The sequence below is a fragment of the Aedoeadaptatus coxii genome (genome assembly GCF_001553115.1).
Lineage (GTDB): Bacteria > Bacillota > Clostridia > Tissierellales > Peptoniphilaceae > Aedoeadaptatus > Aedoeadaptatus coxii.
Window position 1 is genome coordinate 76,549 of the sequence record NZ_KQ960183.1, and the last position, 12,053, is coordinate 88,601.

At 34.6% G+C, this 12,053-nt stretch carries 12 protein-coding genes; 10 read left to right on the plus strand and 2 right to left on the minus strand.

The window, feature by feature from the left end; all coding sequences use genetic code 11:
* Positions 1 to 78: 78 nt before the first annotated feature.
* Together HMPREF1863_RS08645 and HMPREF1863_RS08650 are read right to left on the minus strand one after the other, a co-directional pair.
* Entirely contained in the window at positions 79 to 408 is a 330-nt protein-coding gene (locus HMPREF1863_RS08645) for a type II toxin-antitoxin system RelE family toxin (RefSeq protein WP_049690779.1), read from the minus strand.
* Complete coding sequence (locus tag HMPREF1863_RS08650) at positions 405 to 728, minus strand: type II toxin-antitoxin system Phd/YefM family antitoxin (protein ID WP_068370120.1); 324 nt, start codon at positions 726 to 728, stop codon at positions 405 to 407. The genes HMPREF1863_RS08645 and HMPREF1863_RS08650 overlap by 4 nt, the downstream gene beginning before the upstream one ends.
* Positions 729 to 817: 89 nt before the next feature.
* Between HMPREF1863_RS08650 and HMPREF1863_RS08655 the strand changes: the two genes are divergently transcribed.
* From HMPREF1863_RS08655 to HMPREF1863_RS08700, 10 genes are all read left to right on the plus strand, one after another.
* Entirely contained in the window at positions 818 to 3,883 is a 3,066-nt protein-coding gene (locus HMPREF1863_RS08655; protein WP_068370123.1) for a phage tail tape measure protein, read from the plus strand.
* 1 nt (position 3,884) lies between these two features.
* Complete coding sequence (locus HMPREF1863_RS08660; RefSeq protein ID WP_068370126.1) at positions 3,885 to 4,247, plus strand: hypothetical protein; 363 nt, start codon at positions 3,885 to 3,887, stop codon at positions 4,245 to 4,247.
* Positions 4,214 to 6,118: a hypothetical protein gene (locus HMPREF1863_RS08665; RefSeq protein WP_232300145.1), complete on the plus strand. Its 1,905-nt coding sequence runs from the start codon at positions 4,214 to 4,216 to the stop codon at positions 6,116 to 6,118. The genes HMPREF1863_RS08660 and HMPREF1863_RS08665 overlap by 34 nt, the downstream gene beginning before the upstream one ends.
* A complete protein-coding gene (locus tag HMPREF1863_RS08670) occupies positions 6,105 to 7,484 on the plus strand; it encodes a hypothetical protein (protein WP_068370131.1) in 1,380 nt (459 codons plus the stop codon). The genes HMPREF1863_RS08665 and HMPREF1863_RS08670 overlap by 14 nt, the downstream gene beginning before the upstream one ends.
* A gap of 1 nt (position 7,485) precedes the next feature.
* Positions 7,486 to 7,887: a phage holin family protein gene (locus tag HMPREF1863_RS08675; RefSeq protein WP_068370134.1), complete on the plus strand. Its 402-nt coding sequence runs from the start codon at positions 7,486 to 7,488 to the stop codon at positions 7,885 to 7,887.
* Positions 7,888 to 8,697 (plus strand): N-acetylmuramoyl-L-alanine amidase, encoded by an 810-nt coding sequence (locus HMPREF1863_RS08680; protein WP_068370136.1) that lies wholly within the window; start codon positions 7,888 to 7,890, stop codon positions 8,695 to 8,697.
* A 208-nt stretch (positions 8,698 to 8,905) separates the two neighbouring features.
* The gene (locus HMPREF1863_RS08685; protein ID WP_068370139.1) at positions 8,906 to 9,115 is read left to right on the plus strand and encodes an SHOCT domain-containing protein; all 210 of its coding nucleotides are present in this window, start codon (positions 8,906 to 8,908) and stop codon (positions 9,113 to 9,115) included.
* A gap of 59 nt (positions 9,116 to 9,174) precedes the next feature.
* Entirely contained in the window at positions 9,175 to 10,737 is a 1,563-nt protein-coding gene (locus HMPREF1863_RS08690) for a recombinase family protein (protein WP_068370143.1), read from the plus strand.
* Positions 10,730 to 11,146, plus strand: a complete 417-nt coding sequence (locus HMPREF1863_RS08695) for a recombinase family protein (RefSeq protein WP_068370147.1) — start codon at positions 10,730 to 10,732, stop codon at positions 11,144 to 11,146. Before HMPREF1863_RS08690 ends, HMPREF1863_RS08695 begins: the two co-directional genes overlap by 8 nt.
* A partial coding sequence (locus HMPREF1863_RS08700) for a recombinase family protein (protein ID WP_198142743.1) occupies positions 11,136 to 12,053 on the plus strand: 918 nt, incomplete at its 3' end. The genes HMPREF1863_RS08695 and HMPREF1863_RS08700, both read left to right, overlap by 11 nt.

Consider the following 12,053-nt stretch of genomic DNA (forward strand, 5'->3'; position numbering starts at 1 on the left):
AAATGATATGTTTACAGAAAAGAATAACGATGAATATAAATACAAAGAAGTAGCTACGCAAGAAGATTATGATAAGTTCTAATCTTCAAGCTTAGCTACTCTTTTTTCAGCATCTTTATAGACTTTGGATTCGGCTCTTGCACCGATAATAATGACAAGAACTTCATCATCTGATTTTTCCAATTTATAAACGATCCTAAGACCTGAACTCTTAAGTTTAATTTTCATAAGACCAGCAAGCTTAGAATCAGAAAGGTTAGAAAGAGGCTTGCCATACCCACCTTCAGTATTAGGAAGAGGATTTATTAAGATCCTCTTAAGTGCTTTATCGACAATTTTTCTTTGAGATCCATCTAAGGCTTTATAGTCTTGGATGGCTTCTTTTATAAAGGATAGTTTATAGTTCATTCGATTTCGTCCTCATCAAGAGGAGAGACTTCATTTAAATCGATATGGAAGGCTTCTTCAAATTCATCTTGAGAAATTAAATCGGATTTATCCATTGATGACATCCTTGTATTGGCAAGCATAATATCTCTTGCATCTTCGAGCTCATCAATGAGTTTCGTATATTCATCAGGGGAAACAAGAATGCACTCAGGAGTGTTGTTCTTTAATACGACCTTGGAACCGTTCACTTTGACATCATCGAAAATACGTCCAGCTAGGCCTCGATTGAATTCAGAAATGGATACAGTCTTATTGGATAATTCTTTTACAAAATTCATACTTATCACCTCAAGATAAGTATAGCAGAAATCGATAAAAACATCAATAAAAACACTGATAAATATATCTTTAAAGAGGAGGTGAGATATTGGCAAATAGAATAAAAGGAATAACTGTTGAGATTGGTGGAGATACTACCAAATTACAGACTGCACTAAAACAAGTAAATACGGAGATTAAGCATACTCAATCAGAACTTCGTGATGTTAACAAACTTCTTAAACTTGATCCTGGAAACACTGAACTTATCTCACAAAAGCATAAGCTATTAGGACAGACCTTAGAAGAAACAAAGAACAAACTAACATCTTTAAAAGAGGCACAAAAACAAGCTGAACAGGCTCTTGCAGAAGGAAAGATTTCCCAAGAGCAATATGATGCCCTTAAACGTGAAATTATTGAAACAGAACAAGCCCTTAAATCTCTAGAAAGGCAAGGGGCAACCACTAATCAAACCCTTCAAAACATAGCTATTACTGGAGAAAAATGGCAAAACACAGGGCAAAATATAGAAAATGTAGGAAGAAAAATGATGCCAGTATCTCTTGCAGTAGCAGGTCTTGGGGTAGCGGCTGTAAAGACTGCATCAGATTTTGATTCGGGCATGTCCAAGGTAAAAGCGGTATCTGGTGCAACAGGGTCCGACTTTGATGCCCTAAGGGAAAAGGCTCGTGAAATGGGAGCCAAGACCAAGTTCTCAGCATCTGAAGCGGCAGAGGCTATGAACTACATGGCAATGGCTGGTTGGAAAAGTAAGGACATGATTGGTGGTATCGAAGGAATTATGAACCTTGCTGCTGCGAGTGGTGAGGATCTAGCTACTACTTCAGATATCGTGACAGATGCCCTTACAGCCTTTGGTTTAAAAGCAGAAGATTCTTCTCACTTTGCTGATGTTCTTGCTGCTGCATCATCTAATGCTAATACCAATGTTTCATTAATGGGTGAGACCTTTAAATATGCTGCACCTATTGCTGGTGCCCTTGGCTATTCAGTTGAAGATACAGCAGTAGCTATAGGTTTAATGGCTAACGCAGGAATAAAAGGTTCACAAGCAGGGACAGCCTTAAGGTCTGGACTAACAAGACTCGCATCACCAACTAAAGAAGTTATTAACGGAATGTCTATGTTGGGCTTATCTATTGAAGATGTGCAGGGCCTTTCACTTGATGAGACTTTAAGCACCTTTAGAGTAGCCTTTGCTAATTTAGATGGAACTCAAAAAGCACAAGCAGCATCCATGATATTTGGTAAAAATGCCATGTCTGGGATGTTGGCAATTATAAATGCCAGTGAGAAAGACTACAACAGTTTAAGTGATGCCATCTATAACGCTGATGGAACAGCAGAAAAAATGGCTGCTACTATGCAGGATAACCTAGCTGGTCAATTAAAAATCCTACAATCTGCCTTAGAAGAATTAGCCATATCTTTTGGAGAACTTTTGATGCCTGCTGTTAGAAAAGCAGTAGATATATTAACAAAACTGGTAAATGGACTTAATGCACTTCCAGGACCAGTAAAGGGTATTATTGCAGGTATCGGTCTTTTTATAGCTGCTCTTGGACCTGTACTTATGATTGTAGGAAAACTTATCTGGTCAATAGGAACTATTATGACCAAAGGACCTCTAATAGTAGGAGGAATTACTAAGATAGTTGGAATATTTACAGGTACACTTATACCAGCAATCACTGCAGTAGTATCAGCCATTGGTATAGTTCCTATTGCTATTGGTGCAGTAATAGCTGGACTTGTTCTTTTATGGAAGAAGTGCGACTGGTTTAGAGAAGGAATAATCTCCATATGGGAAACTATTAAGGAATCAACAGTTGCTATTTGGAATGGTATAAAAGAATTCTTCGTAAATCTATGGCAAGGGATATCTGATTCATGGACAAGTACCTGGACTGAAATCACAAGTTTTCTATCAGAATTCTGGTCTGGATTTATTGAAGGTGTTAAGACTACTTGGAAAGGCATCAAGGACTTCTTTGCCAATCTATGGAATGGACTTTCTGAAGGATGGAACAGTATATGGACATCTATAACAACTTTTCTAACTGAATCTTGGAATACCTTTATTGAAGGAGCAAAGAGTCTATGGCAAAGTTTAGGAGAATTCTTTACAAGCCTCTGGACGGGAATTCAAACTACTTTTACCAATATATGGACAGCTATTTCAACTACAACTACAGAAGTATTTACAGCAGTTGGAGAGTTTATAAAAACTACTTGGGAAGGTGTTAAGACTTTAATTTCAACAGTTCTTGATGCAATCAAAGTAAAAGTAGAGACTATTTGGAATGGACTAAAAGAGTTTTTAACAACAGTCATCACTGCAATTGGAACATTTATATCCACATCCTGGACCAATATAAAAACGACAATTGAGACTATCTTGACTTCTATTAAGACAGTCCTTGAATCAATCTGGAATGGGATAAAGACCTTTATCTCATCAACAATGAATAATATTAAGTCCTTTGTTTCATCTGCTTGGAACTCCATAAAGTCGACTATTTCATCTGCAGTGAATACTGCAAAGTCAGCCGTATCGTCTGCCTTTAATTCTATGAGATCGAGTATTTCATCGACCATGGCAAATATTCAGTCCACTATTAGAAATGGATTTAATAATGCAGTTAATCACATTAAGAATTTAGCATCTCAAGCTTATACATGGGGAGCCGATATGATTAACGGAATTGCAAGAGGGATTAGAAGTGCGATTAGCAATGTGACATCGGCTGTATCGAATGTAGCATCAACTATTAGGTCTTACCTGCACTTCTCTGTTCCAGATGTTGGTCCACTTACCGACTACGAATCATGGATGCCAGACTTTATGGAAGGTTTATCTAAGGGAATAGAAAAGAGCAGGAGACTAGTACAATCTTCAATGAAAAATGTTGCAAGTGATATGGTTTTAAGCCCAAGCATATCAGCTGTTGGCATAGGTGGATATGATAAAGAATCTGCTGTAAATGGAATTGATATAGGAAGACAAATATCTGATGCAATTGCAAACATAAATTTAAAATCTGAAAATACTGGAGATATAGTAATACCAGTTTATCTTGGAGGGACTCTCCTTGATGAAGTTATTGTCAATGCATCAATGCGTAAGAATTTAAGGAGTGGAGGTAGATAAATTGAAATATCAATCATATTTAATTATTGAAGGAGTAGATTTGCCTCTGCCAAATTCTTACGATTTGGAGTTTAGAGATATCGAGGCAGATACTGGAGGAGAGACAGAGGCAGGAACTATTCAGAGGGATATTGTTAGAAACAAAGTAGCAAGTATATCTGTAGGTTTTTCTTGCAGTCCTAAGCTTGTGAAGATATTGAGTGGTCTTGCTAACAAGTCTAATCTTAAAGTTAAATACTTAGATACAGAAAGTTTGGAACTCAAAGAGACACAAATGTATATAGACAAGTTGCAGGTCAAATTAATAAAAGATACTTCTTATAAAGGGTTGTGGGAAGTATCTTTTTCATTGGAGGAGTATTGATGTATCCAATAAGCAATGAATATAAAACAGCAATCAAAAAGAACTCTCGTAAATTCTACTGGACAGGAAACATCATATTAAAAGATGAAACAATCATTCCATTTACCAATAAAGATATTTTGAAAGGGTCTGGATACATTCATCGTTCTTGCTCTGGATCTTCTGAACTTGAAATTGGTACAGTTTATGCTGGAGAGTTTGGAATCAGTCTTTTTTCAAATATAGATAGGTATACTTTAGAGGATTCAAAGCTAGAACTTTTTTACCATCAAGAATTAGAGAATAAAAAGATAGAAACCATACCAATGGGAATCTTTGATGTTACTGAGGCAAATAGGTCTAAGAAGATTTTAGAACTAAAAGGCTATGACTATATGCTTAGATTTGATAAGAATTTCCCAGTTACAGATACCTTTGGCACAGCTTTTGAATTACTAAGTCTTTCATGTGAGAAGTGCAAGGTAGAACTAGGTATGACAGAAGATGAGGTAAAAGCTTTTGTAAATGGAGAGGAAGTTCTGGCTATTTACCAAGACCATGATATAGAAACTTACAGGGACTTTATTCACTATATAGCATCAACCCTTGGTGCTTTTGCTGGGATTAGTCGTGATGGAAAATTAATTTTAAACAAGTATGCAGAAAGCATATCAACTGAAATTAAAACAAGAGAAAGATTTTCTTCATCAATATCAGATTTTAAGACAAGATATACAGCCATCAATTCAACAAATGCAAAAACTAAAATAGCTGAATACTACTCTTTAGAAAATGATGATGGCTTAACTATGAACCTCAGCATAAATCCTTTAATGCAATTAGGGCTTCCAGAAAAAAGAAAAAGAATGTGTGAGAGTTTATTAACAGAAATTTGTAAGATTCACCACACACCTTTTGACATGGTAACCATAGGAGACCCTAGCCTTGATGTTGGAGATAGAATAGCTATTTCTTATCCAGAAGAAAAGATTGAAGGACTTATCACTGACATAGAATATAAAATAAATAGCAAGCATAGAATTCTTGGTGTAGGAAAAAATCCCTATTTATCTAAAGCTAAGAGTAAGAATGATAAAAATATAGTTGGACTTTTAAACCAGATAGAATCTGAAAAGTTAGTAGTTCATGCCTACTCAAACTATTCTGCCTTTAATCTTTCCACAACGGATACACCAATAATTCGTATAGAATTTGCCTCTAATAAAGAAACGGAGGCAATTTTTAATGCATCTATCTTGTTAAATATAATTTGTGATACCGAACAAAAAACTAGAAAGATATCCAGAGAGTTCAAGAAACAAGTAGAGGTTTTAAATAACGATGGAAAATCCTATAATCCTCTAAAGTTTGAAGAAAAAGAGGAAGTAGAAGAATTAGACTTTATTGAAAATATAGAAATACCAACAAGACTTGTTATTACTTATGTTTTCAATGATACGAAAATAGAACATCACATTCCAAAAGAAACCTACTTAAGTGGTGACCATATTCTAAATCTTTTTTACCCACTAACTAAACTGCAAGAGAAAACAATGAATAACTTCTCAGTGCTTATTAGGCTTGAATCAGGGCAAGCTATGATAGGTAAAGATAATGCTATCGCAGCTATCTCTGGTCAATCCTTAGGCTCTACAGAGGCTTGGGATGGAAAGATTAAGATTGATGAATCTTGGAAAAGAATAGAACTTAGTCATTCATTTCTTCTTAGGAAACTTAAAGCAGACTACAAAGTAGAAAGACAAATACCAACACCGATTATATTTAATGAAAAGGTAGGGAGATTTAAATATCAAGGATTAATGATTGGGAAATATAAAGAAGAGATTACTACAGAATTTAAAGATAAGGAGGAAGGAAATGCTCAAGGGTAAATCAGTCATTGAACTAACTGATGTGAGGACAAATAGGAAGGAGATATATGAAGATGAAAACTTAATAACGAATGCAGTCCCTGATTTATTAAGGCTCAATCCTATGGGGTTAATGTACCCTATGGGTGATTCGAGAATTACTCAATATGAAAAAGAAATATTTCCTATAGCAACTAAATGTTATGGTGGGATCCTTTTATTTGAGGATAAGTTAGAGGAAGATCCAAATAAAATATTTGCTCCTTCTGATAATCAAATCATAGGCTATGCATCCAATGATGTAAATTCAACGGATGCACCAAGAAGAGGTTCAGCTAATCTTAATGAATCAACCCCTCTTGAAAATGGACACAAGTTTGTCTGGGACTTTTCTACATCACAGGCAAACGGAAGAATCTCTTCATTGGCATTAACACATTATAGAGGAGGGAAACATTTTTATGGAGACACTCATGGTAAAGATCCCTTCCTATTATTAAATAAAATTAGCTTATGGAAAAACAGAGAAGTCTCGGACGCATATAACGGATGTGTTGAAATAGATGTTGAAAACAACACCTTGGTTTCAATATGGCCTTTAGACAACAAATCAATAGAATTAGTAAAACTTAAGGAACCATTTACGAGTATAGGTTTAAATGATCCAATTTACACTAAAGGATATAAAAATGAGGAAAGGATAACAATTGATGTATCAGAGTTTTTTAGTAAACTGAGTACTTGGAACGAATGTTGTTTTTATGACGGAGAAGATGGAAATTGGTATGGCTTTGGAACTTACAGAGATAAGCTAATAAGAATAAAAATAAATAAAAATGATTACTCAACGAAAATAGATGAGTGGGCATTAAATGAAATAAGATTAGGTAAATTAGGAAGTTACTATGAAAAAAATAGAAGTTACTGTCATAGATATGTATATAGCTGTATTAAAGATGGCTACCTATATTCGATAAATTCATATAGTGCGGATAAAATCTATAAAATTAATATCAATAATCCTGTAGATATTTCTGTTATAGAATTAGGTAAAGAAGTTAGGACTTCGAAATATGGGGGAGAATACTGTTACCTATACAAGTGGGGAGACTATATATTAGGTTATGAATTTGCAATTGATAAAAAAGACCAAGTTATAGTAAATAGTGTTTCTGACTATAACGGTGAGGGAATACCAAACTTAATGATGGATCCAAAGACAATCGGACCATTGGTCATTGGATTTGGAGGTTATGAGGAGAAGTTTTACAAACTTTTATTTCTTCACACCCCATACCTTGGAACAATTAATAACTTATCAAGCCCAATATTAAAAACGGCAGATAAGACAATGAAAATAACTTACACACTAACAGAGGAGGAATAAAATGAATAAGTTTTTAGAAATACTAAAAGTATGTTTTACAGCTATCGGAGGATGGTTGGGATTTTATCTTGGAAGTGTAGATGCATTTATTTACACATTACTTGCTTTTGTAATAGCCGACTATTTGACAGGAGTTTTAAGAGCAGGGGTCGAAAGAAAGCTATCCTCATCCATAGGATTTAGAGGGATAGCAAAAAAGATTATGATTTTTATAGTTGTAGGTATCGCAAACCTATGTGATGTAAATTTAATTAAAGGTGATGGAACAATGATAAGAACAGCCATCATCTTTTTTTATATAGCAAATGAAGGGCTCTCTATTTTGGAAAACTCTGTAGCACTAGGCTTGCCAGTACCAGAAAAACTAAAGGCGATTTTAAAACAATTCAAGGAGGAAAAATAAATGAGTAATAGTCCATTAGTACAAGCAAGAATTCTCTCACCTAACCATAGCGGTAGAAGAAATCAAAGAATAACAAAAATTGCTATACACCACGCAGCAGGAGTTATAAATGGTAGAAATCTTGCTGGAGTATTTGTGCCAAGGTCAAGACGAGCATCAGCTAACTACAACTTAGGATCCGATGGAGTAATTGTTTTAGGAGTAGATGAATCTAACAGAGCCTGGACAACCTCATCTTCCTGGTGTGATAACCGAGCAGTCACAATTGAAGTAGGGAACTCTACGAGAGGTCCTCAGTGGTTAGTTTCTGATTACGTTTTAAATAGACTAATTGATTTAGTTACAGACATCTGCAGAAGAAATGGAATCTATCCTTGTACCTATACTGGAGGCAAGGATGGTGTTCTTCAAAAACATGAGTGGTATTCTAATACAAATTGTCCTGGTCCATACCTAGGAAGTAAGTTTCCATATATAGCAAATGAAGTCAATAAAAGACTAAGAGGAAATAAGACTGTTAGCAAATCAATAGGTGGACTATATAGAGTTAGAAAATCTTGGTCTGATGTAAAAAGCCAGAAAGGTGCGTTTAAGAATTTAGATAATGCTAAAAGATGTGCCGATAGATTTAGATTAAAAGTATTCGATGCTAATGGTAAGATAGTATATCCAGTTGGGAAGTCAATCGATGATTTAGCAAGAGAAGTTATAAGTGGAAAATGGGGGAATGGAGAAGAAAGAAAAAGGAGATTAACTCAAGCTGGATATGATTATTATGCTATTCAGAGAAGAGTGAATCAATTAGTTTAATAAAATGATTATGGCTTAATGGATTTTTAAATTAGAAATCCATTAAGCCTTTTTTTATTTTACCATCCTATTTCAGTATTTCTTATGGCATATATTAAGACCTTAATATTACTCAAAAACACTCTCTTTGTCCTAAGGAATATAGAGGAAAGAAAATTAGGGTTAAAAATAGACCTTATTTCTTTGCCTGTGATATAGGAGGTGGAGTATGAGAGTGGAAAAGTTTGAAGGTAGAAAAGAAATTATAAAATCAGAATACACTGAAAGGGATTTAAAGGCAGAGCTTAACTTTTATCTATCAGATAAGTTTATCCAAGACCTCTTTCTTTTAGACGAAATCAGTCTTGAAGAATATAGAAAAATTAGGAGAGAAAACATTAAAAAATTCAGACCTATTCTTTCAGAATTAATGCTATAAGACTTGATAAATACTCACTTGTACGGGAATATAGCACTAGCAGAAAGGAGGTTGAATGGATGAAAAAGATAACAAAAATAGAAGCAAATCAAAAAGAAGAATCTATATTAAGAGTCGCTGCCTATGCGAGAGTATCGACAGATGAAGATGCTCAGCTTGTGAGTCTTAAAACGCAAAAAGCACACTACGAAAAGATGATATCTGAGAATGATTCATATACTTTTGCAGGTCTATACTTTGATGAAGGCATCACTGGAACAAAGAAAGAATGTAGAGACGGTCTTCTAAAAATGATAAAAGACTGTGAAGACGGAAAAATAGATTTTATCCTAACCAAATCCATCTCAAGGCTTGCAAGAAACACGACAGATTGTTTGGAAATCGTAAGAAGACTCCTTGATTTAAACATTGGTATCTATTTTGAAAAAGAAAACATTGATACCAGGACAATGGAAAGCGAGTTGATGTTATCCATACTTTCATCCCTTGCAGAAAGTGAGTCCAGGTCTATATCAGAAAATAACAAATGGTCCATAAAGAAAAGATTTCAAAATGGAACGTTTATTATATCAAGCCCACCTTATGGCTATGAGAATATAGACGGAAAGATGGTAGTGAATGAAGAAGAAGGAAAAATAATAAAAGAAATATTTGAACAGTATCTTTCAGGTAATGGAACGCACAAAATTGCAGAAGACTTAAATAAAAGAAAGATTAAAGGACAAAAAGGAGCAAGCTGGCACGGGTCGACTATAAATGGAATCTTAAAAAATGAAAAATATATAGGCGATGTCATCTACCAAAAGACCTATACAGATGATACTTACAAGAGGCATAAAAATAATGGAGAAGAAGACCAGTATAAGATTATAGATAACCATGAAGCCATTGTAAGTAGAGAGGACTTTGAGAAAGTTCAAGACCTAATAAAGATAAGGGCTATAGCAAAAGGAAATGGAGAAGACACTAAAAGATATCAAAATAGATATAGCCTATCAGGGAAAATAAAGTGTGGCGAGTGTGGATCAACATTTAAAAGAAGACATCACTATAATGGAAAAGTTAGATATATAGCTTGGACTTGTAGTGAGCACCTAAGAGATATTAATAAGTGTTCTATGAAGTTTATTAAAGACAAGGACATAAAAGTGGCTTTTATAACTTTAGTAAACAAGCTAATCTTTGGAAAAGATAGTATCTTTACACCACTTTTGAAATCATTAAAGAGAATGGACAGCAAGGGAGAAGTTGCGAAGATAAATAAAATAGAAGAAGGTTTAGAAAAACTAAAGGAAAGAAAAGAGGTTCTAAGCAAACTAATAACTTCGGGCGTTTTAGATGCAAGTATTTACACAAAAGAAAGCAGTGAAATTTCAAGTGAAGAAAGTTTTCTACTCAGGGAAAAGGAAAGAAGTAAAAAAGCTATCCTTGGAAATGATGAAGAAATAAGAGAACTTGAAAAACTAATAGGAATCTTAGATAAAAGTAAAATGATAGATCACTTTGAAGATGACTTGTTTGAAGAAATCATTGATCACATACAGGTTGTCAATAGAGAGACTCTTGATTTTCATTTAAAGTGTGGACTTGTACTTAGGGAGGAAGTGAAAAATAATGTCTAGATTATGTTATGGCTACACCATAAGAGACGGAAGACTAGAAGTTCAAGAAAAAGAAGCCGAGAATATAAGAAAAATCTTTAAAAACTATCTTGATGGAAATGCCCTTATAAAGTCGGCAGACCTGGCAGGCTTAAAGAAAAACAGCTCCAGTGTGAAAAGAATCCTTACCAATAAAAAGTACTTAGGAAACGAAATCTATCCCAAGATAATAGATAGAGAGAGCTTTGAAAAGGCAGGTCAAATGTTAAAAGAAAGGGCAGTGGCCATGGGACGAGTTTGGAAAAAGGAAGAAGAGATTATTAAAGTTCCTTGCAAGTTTAGATATAAAGAAGAAGGAATTCTACCACTAGATCCCTTTGAACGAGCAAGCCACCAGTACAATTTAATCGAGGTGATAGATGATGAATAGCAAGGTTATAGTTATACCAGCTAAGAAGAAAAAAGGAAATTCCATCAGGGAATCAGAAAAGAAGAAACTAAGAGTAGCTGCCTATGCAAGGGTATCGACGGACAGCGATGAACAGGCAACTTCTTATGACACTCAAATAGACCATTACACAAACTATATTAAGAAAAATCCAGATTGGGAATTTGCAGGAGTTTTTTCTGATGAAGGAATCAGTGGAACATATACCAAGAAAAGAGCTGGCTTTAATAAAATGATTGAAGAAGCCATGGAAGGAAATATCGACTATATAATCACAAAGTCCATATCGAGGTTTGCTAGAAATACCCTAGACTGTTTAAAGTATATTCGTAAACTAAAAGAAAACAATATCCCAGTCTATTTTGAAAAAGAAAACATCAACACCATGGATGCCAAGGGAGAAGTTCTCCTTACCATTATGGCATCTCTTGCTCAACAGGAAAGTCAGTCTTTATCACAAAATGTGAAGTTAGGATTTCAATACAGATTTCAACAAGGACAAGTCCAAGTAAATCATAATAGGTTCTTAGGCTACACAAAAGACGAAGAGGGAAAACTTGTCATTGTTCCTGAAGAAGCAAAAATTATAAAAAGGATCTACAGAGAATACTTGGAAGGAGCAAGTCTACGAGATATAAAGGTAGGACTTGAAAAAGACAAGATAGTAAATGGGGCGGGGAATAAAAAGTGGCATGTATCAAACCTCAATCAAATTTTAACCAATGAGAAATACATGGGGGATGCCCTCTTACAAAAGACTTATACAGTGGATTTTCTAAATAAGAAAAGGGTAAAAAATGATGGAATAGCACCTCAATATTATGTAGAAAATAGCCACGAAGCCATCATACCAAAAGAAATCTTCATGCGAGTCCAAGAAGAAATGGAT